Origin of the sequence: Bacteroides cellulosilyticus, from assembly GCF_020091405.1 — a bacterium.
In the GTDB taxonomy this organism is placed as follows: domain Bacteria; phylum Bacteroidota; class Bacteroidia; order Bacteroidales; family Bacteroidaceae; genus Bacteroides.
Window position 1 is genome coordinate 4,367,069 of record NZ_CP081903.1, and the last position, 18,927, is coordinate 4,385,995.

The following is an 18,927-nucleotide window of genomic DNA, read 5'->3' on the forward strand; positions in this document are numbered from 1 at the left end:
AGAGAGACAGTAATCATAAATAGAAATATGAGAAATATCAGATTATTCATGTTTGCGGCATGTGCACTTCTTTTTGCAGCGTGCGGCAAGCAAACCGTGAAGATTATAACTCCGCCGGATGCGTCGAACCGTATTCTGTTTGGTGCGGAACAGTTACAAACCACTCTGGATAAAGCGGGCTATCAGGTTGTGATGCAACAGGGAGATACTATACTCTCCAACCCGGATGTCCGAACCATCCTACTGACAGAAACCAATGATACGACTTTGAAGAAAGAAGGCTTTCAGATTACAACTGTTGGTAATCTGACGAAAGTATCAGGCAGGGATGGCAGCGGTGTCATCTATGGATGCCGTGAACTGATAGACCGTGTGAGTAGTTCGGAAGGCAAACTGAACTTCCCCGAGAAACTGACGGACGGGCCGGAGATGGTATTGCGTGGCGCTTGCGTGGGATTGCAGAAGATGACTTATCTGCCGGGTCACGGCGTATACGAATATCCTTATACACCGGAGAGTTTTCCCTGGTTCTATGATAAAGAACAATGGATTAAATATCTGGATATGCTGGTTGCTAATCGTATGAACTCACTTTATCTCTGGAACGGGCATCCGTTTGCTTCGTTAGTGAAGCTGGACGACTACCCGTTTGCATTGGAAGTGGACGAGGAGACCTTCAAGAAGAACGAAGAGATGTTCTCTTTCCTCACGGAAGAAGCGGATAAGCGTGGTATCTTTGTGATACAAATGTTCTACAATATCATCCTGTCAAAGCCGTTTGCCGAACATTACGGTCTGAGAACACAGGATCGTAACCGTCCTATTACTCCTTTAATTGCGGATTATACCCGTAAGAGCATTGCCGCTTTTATTGAGAAATATCCTAATGTAGGATTGCTTGTTTGCCTGGGTGAAGCCATGTGTACAGTGGAGGATGATGTGGAATGGTTCACAAAGACAATTATTCCCGGAGTAAAGGATGGATTACAGGCACTTGGACGTACAGATGAGCCGCCTCTCTTGTTGCGTGCACACGATACGGACTGTAAATTAGTGATGGATGCTGCCCTGCCGCTCTATAAGAATCTTTATACCATGCATAAGTATAACGGTGAATCACTGACCACTTATGAGCCTCGCGGACCCTGGGCAAAGATACATACGGATTTGAGCTCACTCGGTTCTATCCATATCAGTAATGTTCATATTCTGGCGAATCTGGAACCTTTCCGTTGGGGTTCTCCCGATTTTGTGCAGAAGGCTGTAAAGGCCATGCACGATGTTCATGGTGCGAATGCCCTGCATCTTTACCCACAGGCTTCTTACTGGGATTGGCCATACACCGCCGACAAATTACCGGATGGCAAGAGGGAATTTCAGCTTGACCGTGACTGGATATGGTATCAGACCTGGGGACGATATGCATGGAACTGTCGTCGTGATCGCTCGCAGGAAATTGATTACTGGAATCATCAGTTAGGCAAATTCTATGGTACATCTGATGAAAATGCCGGACTGATTCGTGAGGCATATGAAGAAAGTGGCGAAATAGCACCGAAGTTGCTGCGTCGTTTCGGCATCACAGAAGGAAATCGCCAGACATTGTTGCTGGGTATGTTTATGAGTCAGTTTGTCAATCCATACAAATACACCATCTATCCGGGGTTCTATGAAAGTTGCGGACCGGAAGGTGAGAAACTGATAGAATATGTAGAAAAGGAATGGAAAAAACAACCTCATGCAGGTGAGTTGCCTTTGGATATCATTGCCCAGGCTATAGAGCATGGAGATAAAGCGGTAGCCGCCATTGATAAGGCAGCAAATTCCGTATCTGACAATAAAGATGAGTTCGCACGTTTGCAGAATGATATGCATTGTTATCGCGAGTTTGCATATGCGTTTAATCTGAAAGTGAAAGCTGCCAGACTGGTATTGGATTATCAGTGGGGGAAAGATCTGAAGAATCTGGAAAATGCCATCCCTCTGATGGAGCAGAGTCTGGAACATTATCGTAAGTTAGTGGAACTTACAGATGCGCATTATCTGTATGCCAATAGTATGCAGACAGCACAACGCCGTATTCCTATAGGTGGAGATGGCGGCAACAATAAGACCTGGAAAGAATTGCTGGTACACTACGAAAAGGAACTGGAGAATTTTAAAGCGAACCTTGTTCTACTGGAGGAAAAACAAAATGGAAAAGCAACTGTTGAATCGGTGGATATTCCGGCCTGGGCTTCCGCTAGCGTGAAAATTCTATCCGGTTATCCGACCGTTAAATTAAGTGAGGGCGCTTCCCTGTTTACTAATCTGCCGGGAAAGATAGAAGCCATGGCTCCTGAACTGGAAGGATTGAAAGCATTTCGTTTCAATGCCAATGAGCAGCGTGAAAAGGGAACAAGTATTACTTTTGAAACGGATGCGCCGGTAAAATTGCTGGTTGCCTATTTCAAGGATGACCAGAAGAAATATGCCAAAGCACCGAAACTTGAGATTGATGCTTCGGCTAATGATTACGGTCAGGCCGAACCGATATTGACGAATGCTGTTCGTATCAGTGGAATGCCACTGGCCAATGTACATGCATATAGTTTTCAGGCAGGCAAGCATACGCTGATGTTGCCGAAAGGATATCTTCAGGTTCTGGGGTTTACGGATGCGGATATGAAAGCCCGTAATGCAGGATTGGCCGGAGACGAAGAAACAATGGATTGGTTGTTTTATTAATACTGAATCATGAGAAAACTATCACTGACATTCTTTTGCATGATATCTGTTTGGTCCGTTTTTGCTCAGCGTGATGTTGCGCAGGAGCGGATGGAACAGATTTTCGAAGAAGCAAAAACACCCTATAAATATGGACTGGTGGTTGCCCCGGAGGACAATCACCATAAAATAGATTGCCCTACGGTCTTCCGTCAGGGAGACAAATGGCTGATGACCTATGTTGTTTATAACGGTAAGGGAGGGACAGACGGCCGTGGTTATGAAACCTGGCTGGCAGAAAGTGATAATTTGCTTGAGTGGCGCACATTGGGGCGGGTTCTCTCGTACCGGGATGGTGAATGGGACTGCAATCAAAGAGGTGGATTTCCTGCCCTGCCGGATATGGAGTGGGGAGGAAGCTATGAACTTCAGACTTATAAGGACCGTCATTGGATGACTTACATCGGTGGAGAAGGAACGGGGTACGAGGCTGTGAAGGCACCGCTTTTTGTCGGTCTGGCATGGACGAAAGGAGATTTGTCTACTGCACACGAGTGGGAGTCCCTGAATAAGCCCATTCTGAGTATCCATGACAAGGATGCCCAATGGTGGGAAAAGCTGACTCAATATAAGAGTACCGTCTATTGGGATAAGGATAAGACGTTGGGTGCTCCCTTTGTTATGTTCTATAATGCGGGAGGCCGCCATCCGGAAACAGGTCTGAAAGGGGAACGTGTAGGGATAGCCCTTTCTAAAGATATGAAAATATGGAAACGTTATCCCGGAAATCCCGTCTTTGCGCACGAAGCCGATGGAACCATCACAGGAGATGCCCATATACAGAAAATGGGAGATGTGTATGTAATGTTCTATTTCTCAGCTTTTGAACCGTCACGGAGATACAAGGCTTTCAATACTTTTGCTGCCAGCTATGACTTGGTGCACTGGACCGACTGGACTGGAGAAGACCTTATTATTCCCTCTAAAAACTATGATGAACTGTTTGCTCACAAAAGTTATGTGGTAAAGCATGATGGAGTTGTTTATCACTTCTATTGTGCGGTTAATAATGCGGAACAACGGGGGATTGCGGTTGCTACCAGTAAACCGATGGGACGTTCTGCCGTCCGTTTCCCAAAACCGGAGACGAAGAACCGTCGTATGCTGACCGAACTGAATGAAGATTGGAAAACCTATACAATTGACAATTCAATTGACAATGGACAATTGAATAGTCAATTGGTACGTTTGCCTCACAACTGGGATGATTACTATGGTTATCGTCAGCTCACTCATGGCAATCTGCATGGCACTGCCATCTACGTGAACGACTTCACCCTCGATAATTGTCAATTGTCAACTGTCAATTGTCAATTGCCCAAGCGCTACTTTCTTCGTTTCGAAGGAGTAGGCACTTATGCCACGATTCAGCTGAACGGTCAGGATTTTGGACGGCATCCCGTAGGACGCACGACATTGACCTTGGATGTGACCGATGCATTGAGGCAAGGTAGCAATCATCTGGAGGTAAAAGCTGAGCACCCGGAAATGATTGCCGATATGCCTTGGGTGTGTGGCGGCTGTTCTTCGGAATGGGGATTCAGTGAAGGCTCGCAACCCTTGGGGATCTTCCGGCCTGTGGTGTTGGAAGGTACAGATGAAATCCGTATCGAACCTTTCGGAGTACATATCTGGAATGATGAGAAAGCAGCTAATGTATTTGTCGATACGGAGGTTAAGAACTATGGCGGGACTACGGAAACGATTGAAGTGGTCAATAAATTGAGCAATGCGGATGGAAAGCAAGTGTTCCGTCTGGCCAGGAAAGTGACATTGGCACCGGGAGAGATGAAGGTGGTTCGCCAGCACTCTCCTGTAGAGAATCCGGTGTTGTGGAGCACAGATAATCCTTATCTGTATAAACTGGCAAGCATGATTAAACGGGATACGAAGACTACGGATGAGATATCGACTCCTTTCGGTATCCGTACCATCAGCTGGCCGGTGAAACGGAATGACGGAGACGGACGTTTCTATTTGAATGGAAAGCCTGTCTTTATCAATGGAGTTTGCGAGTACGAGCATCAGTTCGGACAAAGCCATGCATTCAGCAGGGAGCAGGTAGCTGCAAGGGTAAAGCAGATATGTGCGGCAGGCTTTAACGGTTTCCGTGATGCCCATCAGCCCCATCATCTCGATTATCAGAAATACTGGGATGAAAAAGGTATTTTGTTCTGGACGCAATTCTCCGCACATGTATGGTATGACACACCGGAATTCCGGGAGAACTTCAAGAAGCTGCTTCGCCAGTGGGTGAAAGAGCGTCGCAATTCCCCCTCAGTAGTTATATGGGGATTGCAGAATGAAAGTACATTGCCCCGTGAATTTGCACAGGAATGTAGTGAGATTATCCGGGAGATGGATCCGACGGCGCGTACGATGCGTGTCATCACTACCTGTAATGGTGGAGAAGGAACCGACTGGAATGTAATCCAGAACTGGAGTGGTACGTATGGGGGAGATGTTACCGAATATGGAAAAGAACTCTCCCGGAAGAACCAGCTGTTGAACGGAGAATATGGTGCATGGAGAAGCATCGGATTGCATACGGAACCCGGAGAGTTTGAGGTGAACGGAGTATGGAGTGAAGACCGCATGTGCCGGCTGATGGAAACTAAGATCCGTTTGGCGGAGCAGGCAAGAGATAGTGTTTGCGGACAATTCCAATGGATATATAGCAGTCATGACAATCCCGGACGCCGCCAGCCGGATGAAGCTTACCGGAAAATAGATAAAGTAGGACCATTCAATTATAAAGGATTGGTGACTCCGTGGGAAGAGCCGCTGGATGTATATTATATGTATCGTGCCAACTATGTTCCGGCAGCCAAAGATCCTATGGTTTATCTCGTATCGCATACCTGGACGGATCGTTTTAAGGAGGGGCGTCGCCGGGCTACCGTCGAGGCTTATAGTAATTGCGATTCTGTATTGCTCTATAACGATATGTCTGATGGGAAAGTCACTTTCCTCGGACGGAAGAAAAATAATGGAATAGGAACTCACTTCGTGTGGGAGAACCGGGATATCCGCTACAATGTACTTCGTGCAGTAGGTTATTACAAAGGAAAACCTGTTGCGGAAGATATAATCATTCTGGAAGGATTAGAGCAGGCGCCTCGCTTTGATGCGCTTTATCAGGAAGCAAAGCCTGTACTGAAGGGAGAGGAGGGATATAATTACCTGTACCGCATCAATTGCGGTGGAGATGAATATACGGATAGCTTCGGGCAACTCTGGTCACAGGATAATCTGGGGTATTCCCGCTCATGGGCTGCCGGTTTTGAAGGTCTGAATCCTTATCTTGCCAGCCAGCGTACGACGTCTGATCCGATACGTGGCACGCGCGACTGGATGTTATTCCAGTCCTTCCGCTTTGGCCGTCACCAGTTGGAATATCGTTTTCCTGTAGCCGAAGGAATCTATCGTATCGAATTTTACTTTACAGAGCCCTGGCATGGTACGGGAGGAAGTGCTTCTACCGATTGTGAAGGTTTGCGCATATTTGATGTAATGGTGAACGATTCCCTCGTCTTGGATGATTTGGACGTATGGGCTGAAAGTGGTCATGACGGTGCATGCAAAAAGGTAGTATATGCCGTTGCGAAGCAAGGCCTGCTGAAAATACACTTCCCGGAAGTAAAGGCCGGTCAGGCACTGATTTCCGGAATTGCCATTGCTTCTGCAAATCAGGAACTGAAACCGTCTGTGTTTCCGGCTTCTGACTGGAGTTGGGAGGCGGCAGACAAAGAGCTTTTGGAAAAGACTCCCAAGGAATTGCTTCCGGAAGATAAAAATGCTCGTGCCAGTGTGGCGTATGAGGCTGAAACAGCTTCTGTAAAAGGTACTTTTACGAAGAAAGAGCATCGCAAACAGATGGGCGTCTTTTGGGGAAAGGGAAAGAAGAACAGCATCGAGTGGAGTGTTTCTACCGGATTGGCCCAAATCTACGCTCTCCGGTTTAAGTATATGAATCGGGCAGGTAAGCCGCTGCCTGTACGGATGCGGTTTATCGACTCGAAAGGTGTGACGTTGAAAGATGATATCCTTACTTTCCCTGAAACGCCCGATAAGTGGAAAATGATGAGTACCACTACCGGAACATTCATCAATGCGGGCTATTATAAAGTGCTGCTTTCGGCGGAAGATATGAATGGATTGGCGTTTGATGCATTGGATATTCAGTAAATCAGCTACAAGCTACCAGCTACAAGTGCCTTTCGGGATATAGCGCAGCTACTCGTAGCTTGTAGCTCGTAGCTTGTATCTGATACTATCAGAGTACAAAACGTATCTTCATCCGTCTATCCTATATATTAATAGCATAGCGAATGAAGATATATACTTTACTCTTTGGTCTATTGCTCTTCAGTCAGTTGTCAGCACAAACTGTGCATGACTGGGAGAATCACCATGTACTTCAAATCAACCGCGAACCGGCGCGGGCCGCATTTACTCCTTTCCACGCACAGAAGGGAGATTGTTCCATCTGTCTGGATGGAACATGGAAGTTTCACTGGACACCTGTGCCCGATGAAAGAATCGCGGAATTCTATCAGACAGACTTCAATGATAAAGACTGGGTCAGCTTTCCCGTACCCGCCAATTGGGAAGTAAACGGATACGGTACGCCGATATACGTTTCGGCAGGCTATCCGTTCAAGATAGATCCTCCCCGGGTGATGGGTGAACCGAAGGTCGGCTATACTACTTACAAAGAGCGGAATCCCGTAGGACAGTATCGCCGTTCGTTTCAGTTGCCTGCCGGTTGGGAAGCAAGAGGCCAGACCTTTCTTCGTTTCGAAGGAGTGATGAGTGCTTTCTATGTCTGGATAAATGGCGAGCGGGTAGGGTATAGCCAGGGAAGTATGGAGCCGAGTGAATTCAACATTACAAACTACCTGCATGCCGGAGAGAATCAGATCGCACTGGAGGTTTACCGGTATAGTGACGGCTCTTATCTTGAAGATCAGGACTTCTGGCGTTTTGGTGGTATTCACCGCAGCGTCCATTTGCTGCACACACCCGATATCCGTATCCGTGATTATGCAGTGCGGACTCTTCCGGTTTCTACGGACTATCAGGATTTCATCTTGCAGATAGATCCTCAATTCAGCGTTTACAGGGGGATGACCGGAAAAGGAACTACCCTGCAGGCAGTATTGAAAGATGCTTCCGGACGAGAAATCGCGACACTGAAAGGGGATGTGGAAGATATACTCGACCTGGAACATAAAGCGGGCAGGATGAATGAATGGTATCCTCAACGTGGGCCCCGTAAATTGGGACGTATGTCGGCAACGATAAAATCTCCGAAAAGGTGGACTGCTGAAACTCCTTATTTGTATAAACTGCACCTGACTCTGCAAACTGCCGAAGGTGAAGTAATAGAGCGGGCGGAACAATCTGTCGGTTTCCGTTCAGTGGAAATACGAAACGGACAACTGCTGGTTAATGGCGCACCGGTTCGTTTCCGTGGGGTGAACCGCCATGAACACGATCCCCGTACGGCTCGTGTCATGAGCGAAGAACGTATGTTACAGGATATTCTTCTGATGAAGCAAGCCAATATTAATGCGGTGCGAACCAGTCATTATCCCAATGTCAGCCGCTGGTATGAGCTTTGTGACAGTCTGGGGCTTTATGTTATGGATGAGGCTGACATAGAGGAACATGGTTTGCGCGGAACCTTAGCCAGCACTCCCGATTGGCATGCCGCATTTCTGGACCGTGCCGTGCGGATGGCAGAACGGGATAAAAATCATCCAAGCATTGTAATGTGGAGTATGGGTAATGAGAGTGGTTATGGTCCGAATTTTGCCGCTATTTCAGCCTGGCTGCATGACTTCGATCCGACACGTCCCGTGCATTATGAAGGTGCGCAGGGAGCCGGAGGTGAACCCGATCCGAAGACGGTAGATGTAATCAGCCGTTTCTATACCCGGGTAAAACAGGAGTATCTGAACCCCGGCATTGCCGAGGGAGAGGATAAGGAACGTGCGGAAAATGCACGTTGGGAGCGGCTGTTGGAAATTGCGGAACGTACCAATGACAACCGTCCCGTGATGACGAGTGAATACGCTCACTCCATGGGAAATGCTCTGGGGAACCTCAAGGAATATTGGGACGAGATATACAGTAATCCCCGTATGCTGGGCGGATTTATCTGGGATTGGGTAGATCAGGGTATCTACAAGACGTTACCCGATGGACGTATCATGGTAGCTTACGGTGGTGATTTTGGTGATAAACCGAATCTGAAGGCTTTTTGCTTCAATGGTCTGCTGATGAGTGACCGCGAAACAACTCCTAAATATTGGGAGGTGAAGAAAGTATACTCACCCGTGGAGTTGAGAGTGGAGGGTGGAGAGTTGAAAGTGACGAATAGGAATCATCATACGGATTTGTCCCAATATCGCTGCTTGTGGACGCTGTCCATAGATGGGAAGCAGAAGGATCAAGGAGAAATAACATTGCCCGGAGTAGCCCCCGGAGAAAGTGAAACTATCCCTTTACCTGTTTCCATAGCCGGCAAGAAAGCTTCGGCAAAGGCTACTTCTGACCTGCGTCTCACGATAAGCTTCATCTTGAAGCGGGATGCTCTTTGGGCAAAAGCCGGGCATGAAGTGGCATGGGAACAGTTCTGCATTCAGGAAGGCGCATTCTTGTCTTCCAAACTTGAGAATAGAGGGAGACTGAAGGTAAGGGAAGATGAAGAACATTTATCCATCAGTGGGAGTGGCTTTTCTATTCAATGGGAGAAAAACGCAACCGGGAGCCTGACTTCCCTTACTTATCATGGAAAAGAAATGCTGGCTCATCCGGCTGATTTTCCTCTTCAACCTGTAACGCAGGCCTTCCGTGCACCGACAGATAATGATAAGAGTTTTGGCAACTGGTTGGCTAAAGACTGGAGCTTGCATCAAATGGATAATCCTCGTATTAGTCTGGACTTTCTGAAGCATGAGATCCGTGAGGACGGAGCGGTCATTGTCCGGGTTCAAACCAGGAATCGCTATAAAGAAGGTATGATCGTGACAAAGTATCTTTATACTATCCTTTCCGATGGAACCATAGACTTGAAAACTACTTTCCAACCGCAAGGAATTCTGCCCGAATTACCCCGCTTGGGAATAGCATTCTGCCTTTCATCCGATTATCGTACTTTTATCTGGCAGGGGCGTGGTCCGCAGGATAATTATCCTGACCGTAAGACTTCTGCTGCTGTCGGACTTTGGAAAGGATCGGTTGCCGACCAGTATGTACATTATCCCCGCCCGCAAGATAGTGGAAATAAGGAAGAAGTGCGTCGCCTTATGCTGACCGACAGGCATGGTAAAGGTATTCGTATCGATGCTGTGGAAGATGTCTTTTCTGCTTCTGCCCTGCACTATACCGCACAGGATTTATATAAAGAAACGCATGACTGTAATTTGAAACCACGTTCTGAGGTTATCCTGAGTTTGGATGCCGCTGTACTTGGATTGGGTAACAGCAGTTGCGGGCCGGGCGTACTGAAGAAGTATGCCATTGATAAGAAGGAACATACCTTGCATATACGGATTACCAGCGCCGCACTGGTATCAGTACATGAGAATAACGGTATAGAAAGGAACTATTTCACCACAGAGGGCACAGAGGACACAGAGTTTTTTAGACTTCTAATTCAGAGATAATTATAACCTCTGTGTCCTCTGTGTCCTCTGTGGTGAAAAGATTTATAACTAACCAATAATGAAAGTAACAATGAGAAAAGTAACCACTTTATTATCAACCCTGGCATTAGCCACCACCCTGACTGCCCAGACATTTCCGCAGACAGAGCGACAATACCTTTCCGGCCACGGATGTGACGATATGGTAGAATGGGACTTTTTCTGTACTGACGGACGTAACTCCGGTAAATGGACGAAAATAGGTGTCCCGTCTTGCTGGGAGTTGCAGGGTTTTGGTACCTATCAGTATGGAATCAGTTTTTATGGTAAAGCCTTTCCCGAAGGCATTGCCGGTGAGAAAGGAATGTATAAATATGAGTTTGAAGTTCCCGAAGAATTTCGTGGCAAGCAGGTGAACCTTGTGTTCGAAGCATCCATGACCGATACGGAAGTTAAGGTTAACGGACGTAAGGCAGGATCGAAACACCAGGGAGCCTTCTATCGCTTTTCATATAATGTCACGGATTTACTGAAATATGGCAAGAAGAATCTGTTGGAAGTAACAGTTTCCAAAGAGAGTGAGAATGCCAGTGTGAACCTTGCCGAACGGCGCGCCGATTATTGGAACTTTGGCGGTATCTTCCGCCCGGTATTTCTGGAAGTAAAACCTGCCGTCAACCTCCGCCATATCGCCATTGACGCGCAAATGGACGGATCATTCCGTGCCAATTGCCACACGAATATCTCCGGTGACGGAATGAGTATCCGTGCACAGATTTTGGACGGTAAAGGGAAGAAACTGGCAGATACCACCGTACCCCTAAAAGCCGGAAGCGACTGGACTACTCTGCAATTGAATGTTTCTGCCCCCGCCCTATGGACCGCAGAAACCCCAAACCTCTATAAAGCTCAATTCTCCCTGTTGGATAAAGAAGGCAAAGTCCTGCATCATGCGACCGAGACATTCGGTTTCCGTACTATCGAAGTTCGTGAAAGTGACGGATTGTACGTGAACGGGGTGCGTATCAATGTGCGTGGTGTCAACCGTCATAGTTTCCGTCCCGAAAGCGGTCGTACCTTGAGTAAAGCGAAGAATATTGAAGATGTACTTCTGATGAAGGGCATGAATATGAATTCTGTCCGTCTGAGCCACTATCCGGCGGACCCGGAATTTCTGGAAGCGTGCGACTCTCTTGGACTCTATGTTATGGATGAACTGGGTGGCTGGCATGGCAAGTACGACACCCCTACGGGAGTACGTCTGATTGAAGGCATGATAGAACGTGATGTGAACCATCCGTCCGTTATCTGGTGGAGCAATGGTAATGAAAAAGGCTGGAACGTTGAACTGGATGGAGAATTCCATAAATACGATCTGCAGAAACGCCCGGTCATCCATCCGCAAGGTAACTTCTCCGGTTTCGAAACCATGCACTATCGTTCGTATGGAGAAAGTCAGAACTACATGCGCCTGCCGGAAATCTTTATGCCTACTGAATTCCTGCACGGTTTGTACGACGGAGGCCATGGTGCCGGCCTGTATGATTACTGGGAAATGATGCGTAAACATCCGCGTTGTATCGGTGGTTTTCTGTGGGTATTGGCGGATGAAGGCGTGAAGCGTGTGGATATGGACGGGTTCATAGACAATCAGGGAAATTTCGGAGCTGACGGAATTGTAGGCCCTCACCATGAAAAGGAAGGCAGCTATTACACTATCAAGCAGCTATGGAGCCCGGTGCAGGTTATGAATACCGCTATCGACCGGAATTTCAACGGTCGACTCTCTGTCGAGAACCGTTATGATTATCTGAACCTGAACACCTGTCGTTTTATCTGGCAGCAAGTGAAGTTCCCGTCAGTAACGGATGTTTCCAATACAACTACCCGGATTCTGAAACAAGGTGAAGTGCAGGGAAGCGATGTAGCAGCCCATGGAGTGGGAGTGGTGGATATCAAGACTCCTATTCTTCCCGAAGCGGATGCTCTTTTCCTGACAGCTATAGATAAATATGGTCATGAGCTATGGCGCTGGACTTTCCCCGTAGATAAACTGAACCGGGAAACAGAACAGTTTTCTGCATCATCCGGCCGTGCATCCTATACGGAAACAGAAAAAGGCATTACGGTAAAAGCAAACGGACGTACTTTTGTCTTTTCAAAGGAAGACGGGCAGCTGAAAGATGTATCCGTCAATAACCGTAAGATTAGTTTTGCCAACGGTCCCCGTTTTATCGGTGCACGTCGTGCAGACCGTTCCCTGGATCAGTTCTATAATCATGACGACGAAAAAGCCAAGGCAAAGGACCGTACTTACACAGAATTTCCCGACGCGGCAGTCTTCACGAAACTGGATGTAAAAGAAGAGGGGGGTAATCTGATCCTCACCGCTAATTATAAACTGGGCAATTTAGACAAAGCTCAGTGGACAATTCATCCGGATGGCATGGCTACTCTTGATTATACCTACAACTTCTCCGGTGTGGTAGACCTGATGGGTATTTGCTTTGATTATCCTGAAGGACAAGTGCTCAGCAAGCGTTGGTTGGGAGCAGGTCCGTATCGTGTATGGCAGAATCGTATTCATGGCACGCAGTATGATATCTGGGAGAATGATTATAACGATCCTATTCCGGGTGAGACATTCACCTATCCTGAATTCAAAGGATATTTTGGCAGTGTCTCCTGGATGAGTATTCGTACGAAAGAGGGAACCATCAGCCTGACGAATGAAACTCCTGATTCCTATATCGGAGTATATCAACCCCGTGATGGTCGTGACCGGTTACTGTATACACTTCCCGAAAGCGGAATTTCTGTTTTGAATGTAATTCCTCCGGTGCGTAATAAAGTAAACTCCACGGATTTGTGCGGTCCTTCTTCACAACCTAAATGGGTGGATGGCCCGCAAACGGGACGCCTTGTCCTTCGGTTTGAATAAGACTTTGTAATTCCGGTTCAGGCAGAAAGAGATTAGCTCTTTGTCCTGAACCGGTAAGTAATATCATTCATTTCTCCTTGTACAATCTTGTAAAGCCGCTGGTTGGTTTGTTCAGACTTCAAACCACCGCGGCTTTCTACGTAAGGCCCAAGTTTTATGTATTGGAAGTTCCGGATCGGGAACCCGTCAGGCAGTTCCGACTTACCGGAATACCAGCCCACTTTAACCGGGGCAATCTGTTGCTGCTGTAGAAAATTGGCAAAATACGTTACATCATAAGGATCTGCATCTCCTCCCATAAAACAGACGCATGTAACAGCCTTTCCATACTTTTGTAAAAGTACGGAAAGGTTTTCTTCTGTCAGTGTTTCTCCGACATCATGTTGCAGATAGGGACTATGGCAACCTTTACACCTGTTCGGACAGTTCGAAAGGTTGATTGCCAATGTCACCTCATCCGGTATCTCCTGAAAAACAATGTCGTAATCAGTGTACTTCAGCATAATATCTTCGGGCAGCCTCCTTTTGCCGGGCTTGAGAGAAATTGCTGATTCGTTTCATGTAGCCGATGACGCGGGTCAGATAATCCACGTTCTGGCTATGACATTCCGGACACTCTTTCAAGTATCTTTTGTCAATGTGGTTGCATTCGTTGCAAACCGTGTTAGGTATATTGAAAGTAAAGTAATTGCAGCCTTCAGTGGCGGCTACCCGAAGTAATTGTCTGTATTGCTCTTTGCTCAAATGCTCTTCCAGGTTCATGTGGAGTGCCGAACCACCCGTCAGGTGCTCTATGTACCTGTGTCCATGCATACGGAACTTATCGATGACGTTCAGCGACTCATCCTCTACAATGTAGAAATAGCTGTTATAGCACTCGCGGAATGTCTGGAAACCGGCTTCTTTGTCCCATTTGGCATGTTTTACGCCTACATTCTCAGCCGGTATCATTTCGCAGTTAAAGAGTATATCTTTCGTTCGATATTTCTTATTGTATTTTTCAACTATTCCCAGAATCTCCTGCACAAAAGCTTCATATTTAGGATTATCGTTGATTTCAATTCCCATGAATTGAGCGGCTTCCACCAGCCCGTTTACACCGATTGTCAGATATTGGCGTCCCATATTAATGTATCCGGCATCGAACAAAGGCAACATTCCTTTGCTTTGCAGATGCTTTAGGTTTTCGTTATAGGCCAGTTGTACTTTGTGTACCAGATCTACTACCTCTTCAAGGAAGAAATGATAAAGCAATCCGGATTTCACTGCATGCTGGATGCAACGGTTCAGGTTGATAGTCAACACACTTTTTGATCCGGTAGATACGCCGCCTGCTCCCAGGGTGTAACTAAATCCATTATCCTGTATTTCATTACGCAAGCGGCAACAGCTACTTAACGAGTCGGCATTATCACTCATATATGTAAAGAAAGAGTGCCCTTCCGCATACATTTCGGCCGTGAAGTCACCGTATTCCTTGTCCAATACATCTCCGTCTTTGGTCAGCAAAGCCATTGTCTCTACGGGGAAGGTAAGAATGGCTTTGGTACGTTCCTTATTGAACCACTTCATGAAGCGCTTTTGCAACCAGCTCAATGATTCCCAATGGGGAGCGTTTCCGTCCGGGAAGACGAAATGTTCAAAAAGGCTATTGAAATAATATTGATCATAGTAAGCTACATTCCAGAATACTGCCTGAAAATTCCGTGCCCCCGTAGGTTGATTGATGGAATATACGATCTGTTCAAAACAATCGGTGATTATTTTATCTATGGTCCTTTGTTTGGAGGAAAGGTCGGCAAGTTGTTCCGGATGTTTATAGTAATCCTCTCCGTATTCTTTTTCTATGAAATAATTCATATACATCAGAAATTCCGGTGTGGCGCAGGCGCCGCTGAGCATACTCGATACGATAAATACCATATTGATGAATCCTCCGCAGAAAGACTTCAGATTGGTGGGTGCCGTGGAGTTACCGCCTACGGATGCGGTTCCGCTGATCAGCCACGGATACATGGTGATGCTTGCGCAATAATTGGCAAGATTGGTTTCATCATTCTTGTATATGAAGTGTTGGTTCAGCAATTCGATGTAGCGGTCTGAAAGTTCCTTGCCGTACATGTCCTTCAGGCGGTCAGTCAGCAAACGGCGGTTCAGACGGATGAAGTTCGATTTGGGGAGTTCGCCTATCAGTGTGGCTATATTTTTATTTTCCACATTGGCGTTAGCGTCATACTTGCTACCGGTGGCAGGGTTGGAGGCATCGCAGTAATCCATTAGGAAACGGAGCTTGTCACGTACTTCCCGGTCTTCCAGATGTTTCTGTCTGTATAGCATGAACGCTTTTGCTACACTGTAATAGTGTTCAGCCATCAGTGCCACTTCTACTTGGTTCTGTATATCTTCTACACTGGTTCCATCACTGATGTTCACGCGGCTGAGTATGTTGGTGATCACATCTTGTGTGGCAAAACTGCCGACAGATAAAAATGCTTTACTAATTGCGTTCTTGATCTTATCAAGTGAAAACGCTTCTTTTTTCCCATCTCTTTTGACGATGAAAGTCTCCGAATTGATCATACCTGTAATTTAAGATTTAACAAATAAATATTCTTTGTTTAGTTAGCTATACTAAATCAAACGACAAAATAAGGAGAGTAAGTAATAAAATGAATCTTGGAGGATGCACTCTATCGCTTTTCACCCGAAAGCCTGAATGATTACAGATATCGGCAGGTCTTCTGACTTGTTTCCGTTGTGGCGCCTTCCCGGTCTTTGCAGGACCAGTGGCTAAAGAATGCCACAATCTTTTCTCCACATGGTAGGGAGATGAAACTTACAGCTACGGGGATAGTCCCTGATTTTCACAGGATTCCCTTTTAATTCCGTTTCACGCTTGCGGTGATTTGGAAACCGTTATCGCTGACAAAGTTAGAAATAAAATCAATAATCCAACGGATGATAGAAAAAAATATTCCCTGCTTATATTTTTTGTTTTAAAAAGCATCTCCAATGATAATTTCCACTATCTTTGCCCCGAATTGGTTTCGGATGAACATTTCTGTCATTTGGATTAAAAGGGAATCGGGTGTAAATCCCGGACAGTCCCGCTGCTGTGAAGCTCCATAACTTTCTTGATAAATACTTTAGCCACTGGCTGTGAATTGGAGGCCGGGAAGGAATCAGAAAGGGAGTCAGTCAGAAGACCTGCCATTCGTTAAAGTCTGTTGCTACTCGTGGGATTAGGGGAACAGTACGAACGAATAATTGTTTTAATTTAATTAATGCGAGAGGGATGCCTATGAAAAAGGTATGTCCGCGTTGTGGTGCAACCTTTGAGTGTATGCACGATCGGATTTTGTCATGCCATTGCGCTACGGTACGACTGAATGAGCAGCAACGTGCTTATTTGCAAAAGAATTATCCGGGCTGTTTATGTCATGACTGTCTGACGGCAGTCAAAGAGGGTATTGTTATGGATGTATGTGATGCACCCCTTTGCGATAAACAGAAGAACAATGATTAAAAAAGTATTGATTGCCAATAGAGGCGAGATTGCTGTACGTGTAATGCGTTCCTGCAAAGAGATGGGAATACGTACAGTAGCTGTCTATTCGGAAGCGGATCGTGCAGCAAAACACGTCATGTATGCCGATGAAGCCTGTTTGATAGGTCCGGCAGCTTCCAGAGACAGTTATTTGAATATAGAGAATATAATTCGTGCTGCCCGGCAGCATGAAGCGGATGCCATCCATCCCGGATATGGTTTCTTATCTGAAAATGCCGACTTTGCCCGTCGTTGCAAAGAAGAAGGCATTATTTTTATCGGGTCTTCTGCCGAAACAATGGAAGCGATGGGTGATAAAATCTCAGCCCGTAAACACATGATTGCAGCCGGAGTACCGGTAGTTCCCGGTACGGAACAACCCTTGCAGAGTGCCGGGGAGGCTGTGATGATATGTAATAAGATCGGCTATCCCGTGATGCTGAAAGCCTCTATGGGTGGTGGTGGAAAAGGTATGCGACTGATACATAGTGAGGATGAAGTGGTTGAGGCTTACAATACCGCCCGCTCGGAGTCTATGTCTGCTTTTGGTGACGATACGGTATATCTGGAGAAATTTGTGGAGGAACCCCATCATATTGAATTTCAGGTATTGGGTGATAATCATGGCAATGTGATTCATTTATTCGATCGCGAATGTTCTGTTCAGCGTAGAAATCAAAAAATTGTGGAGGAAAGTCCATCTCCCTTCCTCACTCCGGAATTACGCAGAGAGATGGGAGAGAAGGCTGTGGCTGCCGCCAAAGCAGTGAACTATTCGGGTGCAGGTACTATCGAATTTCTGGTTGATAAGCACCGTTATTTCTATTTCCTGGAAATGAACACCCGTTTGCAAGTGGAACATCCCATTACCGAAGAAGTGGTGGGTGTGGACTTAGTGAAAGAACAGATCATGATTGCAGCCGGTTATCCGTTGCATCTTAAACAGGAAGATTTGTTTCAGCGGGGACATGCTATCGAATGTCGTATCTGTGCGGAAGATACAGAGAATAATTTCATGCCGTCTCCGGGAATCATTAAGTTATTGGCTGAACCGAACGGTATCGGTGTCCGAATCGATAGCTATGTTTACGAAGGGTATGAGATTCCTATCTATTATGATCCCATGATCGGAAAACTGATCGTATGGGCCACCAATCGGCAGTATGCCATTGAGCGTATGCGCCGTGTGCTGTATGAGTATAAAATTACCGGATTGAAGACCAATCTTACTTATCTGAAGCGCATCATGCACAACCCCGATTTCGTAAAGGGAGAATACAACACGCTGTTTATCGAGAAAAACTCGCGTATGTTGCAGCGTCCTAACAGTAATAATGAAGAAATTGAGAATATTGCCATGATTGCCGCTTATATAGATTACCTGATGAACCTGGAAGAGAATTCTTCCACGCAATCGTCTGATGGTCGTCCTATCAGTCGCTGGCGTGAGTTCGGTTTGCAAAAAGGAGTTTTACGTATTTAAAGAGGGAGGAAGTAGTTAATGGAAATACATATTGGAAACCGCGTTGCCGATGTGACGTTGGTCAGTAAAGAAGATAATAAAGTCCGGTTGAATGTTGATGGAAGAATCTACGATGTGGATATTGCCATGGCAGAAAACGGTAGCTGCTCCATCTTACACGACGGAAATTCTTACAATACGGAAGTCATCCGCGGTGAAGGAGGAAAAAGCTATGATGTGAATTTGTTCTATCGCTCTTATCATGTGGATATAGCAGATACCCAGGTGAAATACTTGCGTATGCGAAAAGGAGGAGAAGAGAGACAGGACGATAAGATTATTGCTCCGATGCCGGGTAAAGTTATGAAGATTCCTGTACAGAAAGGTGACCGTTTGTCGGCGGGAAATATTGTAGTGGTGCTTGAAGCTATGAAAATGCAAAGCAACTATAAGGTCAATTCGGACTGTGTAGTGAGAGAAATCTTGGTGGCGGAAGGTGATTCAGTGAGCAGTAACCAGATTTTAATGACATTGGATATTATAAATGAAGAATAAG

The 18,927-nt window shown here is 46.2% G+C and carries 9 protein-coding genes and 2 riboswitches; of the genes, 7 read left to right on the forward strand and 2 right to left on the reverse strand.

Annotated elements, in window-relative coordinates; translation table 11 throughout:
- Positions 1 to 27: 27 nt before the first annotated feature.
- The 4 genes from K6V21_RS16190 (at position 28) to K6V21_RS16205 (ending at position 13,362) form a co-directional block, all read left to right on the forward strand.
- Positions 28 to 2,727 carry a hypothetical protein gene (locus K6V21_RS16190; protein ID WP_224319267.1) on the forward strand — a complete coding sequence of 900 codons (2,700 nt, stop codon included), beginning with the start codon at positions 28 to 30 and terminating at the stop codon, positions 2,725 to 2,727.
- A 9-nt stretch (positions 2,728 to 2,736) separates the two neighbouring features.
- On the forward strand, positions 2,737 to 6,954 hold the full coding sequence (locus tag K6V21_RS16195; RefSeq protein ID WP_224319268.1) for a malectin domain-containing carbohydrate-binding protein: 4,218 nt from the start codon (positions 2,737 to 2,739) through the stop codon (positions 6,952 to 6,954).
- A gap of 143 nt (positions 6,955 to 7,097) precedes the next feature.
- Entirely contained in the window at positions 7,098 to 10,442 is a 3,345-nt protein-coding gene (locus K6V21_RS16200; RefSeq protein WP_224319269.1) for a glycoside hydrolase family 2 TIM barrel-domain containing protein, read from the forward strand.
- Positions 10,443 to 10,512: 70 nt separating this feature from the next.
- Complete coding sequence (locus tag K6V21_RS16205) at positions 10,513 to 13,362, forward strand: glycoside hydrolase family 2 TIM barrel-domain containing protein (protein WP_224319270.1); 2,850 nt, start codon at positions 10,513 to 10,515, stop codon at positions 13,360 to 13,362.
- 32 nt (positions 13,363 to 13,394) lie between these two features.
- Here the strand turns inward: K6V21_RS16205 and nrdG are convergent, their stop codons facing one another.
- On the reverse strand, positions 13,395 to 13,865 hold the full coding sequence (nrdG, locus tag K6V21_RS16210) for an anaerobic ribonucleoside-triphosphate reductase activating protein (RefSeq protein WP_224319271.1): 471 nt from the start codon (positions 13,863 to 13,865) through the stop codon (positions 13,395 to 13,397).
- Positions 13,849 to 15,942 carry an anaerobic ribonucleoside-triphosphate reductase gene (gene nrdD / locus K6V21_RS16215; protein ID WP_044271305.1) on the reverse strand — a complete coding sequence of 698 codons (2,094 nt, stop codon included), beginning with the start codon at positions 15,940 to 15,942 and terminating at the stop codon, positions 13,849 to 13,851. Before nrdD ends, nrdG begins: the two co-directional genes overlap by 17 nt.
- Before the next feature lie 133 nt (positions 15,943 to 16,075).
- Positions 16,076 to 16,295, reverse strand: a riboswitch (cobalamin riboswitch).
- Between the two features lie 92 nt (positions 16,296 to 16,387).
- A riboswitch (cobalamin riboswitch) is annotated at positions 16,388 to 16,592 on the forward strand.
- Positions 16,593 to 16,657: 65 nt separating this feature from the next.
- On the opposite strand from nrdD, the gene K6V21_RS16220 reads away from it, so the two are divergent.
- The 3 genes from K6V21_RS16220 to K6V21_RS16230 are packed head-to-tail and all read left to right on the forward strand — an operon-like array spanning position 16,658 to position 18,926.
- On the forward strand, positions 16,658 to 16,888 hold the full coding sequence (locus K6V21_RS16220) for a cysteine-rich CWC family protein (protein WP_007216215.1): 231 nt from the start codon (positions 16,658 to 16,660) through the stop codon (positions 16,886 to 16,888).
- Positions 16,881 to 18,392, forward strand: a complete 1,512-nt coding sequence (gene accC, locus K6V21_RS16225; protein WP_007216216.1) for an acetyl-CoA carboxylase biotin carboxylase subunit — start codon at positions 16,881 to 16,883, stop codon at positions 18,390 to 18,392. The genes K6V21_RS16220 and accC overlap by 8 nt, the downstream gene beginning before the upstream one ends.
- An 18-nt stretch (positions 18,393 to 18,410) precedes the next feature.
- Positions 18,411 to 18,926 (forward strand): biotin/lipoyl-containing protein, encoded by a 516-nt coding sequence (locus tag K6V21_RS16230; protein WP_007216217.1) that lies wholly within the window; start codon positions 18,411 to 18,413, stop codon positions 18,924 to 18,926.
- The last annotated feature ends 1 nt before the right edge of the window (position 18,927 follow it).

What these genes read in the sequence shown, in the direction of transcription:
- nrdD (WP_044271305.1), bottom strand. Translation starts at nt 15,942, where the DNA reads ATGATCAATTCGGAGACTTTCATCGTCAAAAGAGATGGGAAAAAAGAA.
- K6V21_RS16200 (WP_224319269.1), top strand. Translation starts at nt 7,098, where the DNA reads ATGAAGATATATACTTTACTCTTTGGTCTATTGCTCTTCAGTCAGTTG.
- K6V21_RS16190 (WP_224319267.1), top strand. Translation starts at nt 28, where the DNA reads ATGAGAAATATCAGATTATTCATGTTTGCGGCATGTGCACTTCTTTTT.
- accC (WP_007216216.1), top strand. Translation starts at nt 16,881, where the DNA reads ATGATTAAAAAAGTATTGATTGCCAATAGAGGCGAGATTGCTGTACGT.
- K6V21_RS16230 (WP_007216217.1), top strand. Translation starts at nt 18,411, where the DNA reads ATGGAAATACATATTGGAAACCGCGTTGCCGATGTGACGTTGGTCAGT.
- K6V21_RS16220 (WP_007216215.1), top strand. Translation starts at nt 16,658, where the DNA reads ATGCCTATGAAAAAGGTATGTCCGCGTTGTGGTGCAACCTTTGAGTGT.
- nrdG (WP_224319271.1), bottom strand. Translation starts at nt 13,865, where the DNA reads ATGCTGAAGTACACTGATTACGACATTGTTTTTCAGGAGATACCGGAT.
- K6V21_RS16205 (WP_224319270.1), top strand. Translation starts at nt 10,513, where the DNA reads ATGAGAAAAGTAACCACTTTATTATCAACCCTGGCATTAGCCACCACC.
- K6V21_RS16195 (WP_224319268.1), top strand. Translation starts at nt 2,737, where the DNA reads ATGAGAAAACTATCACTGACATTCTTTTGCATGATATCTGTTTGGTCC.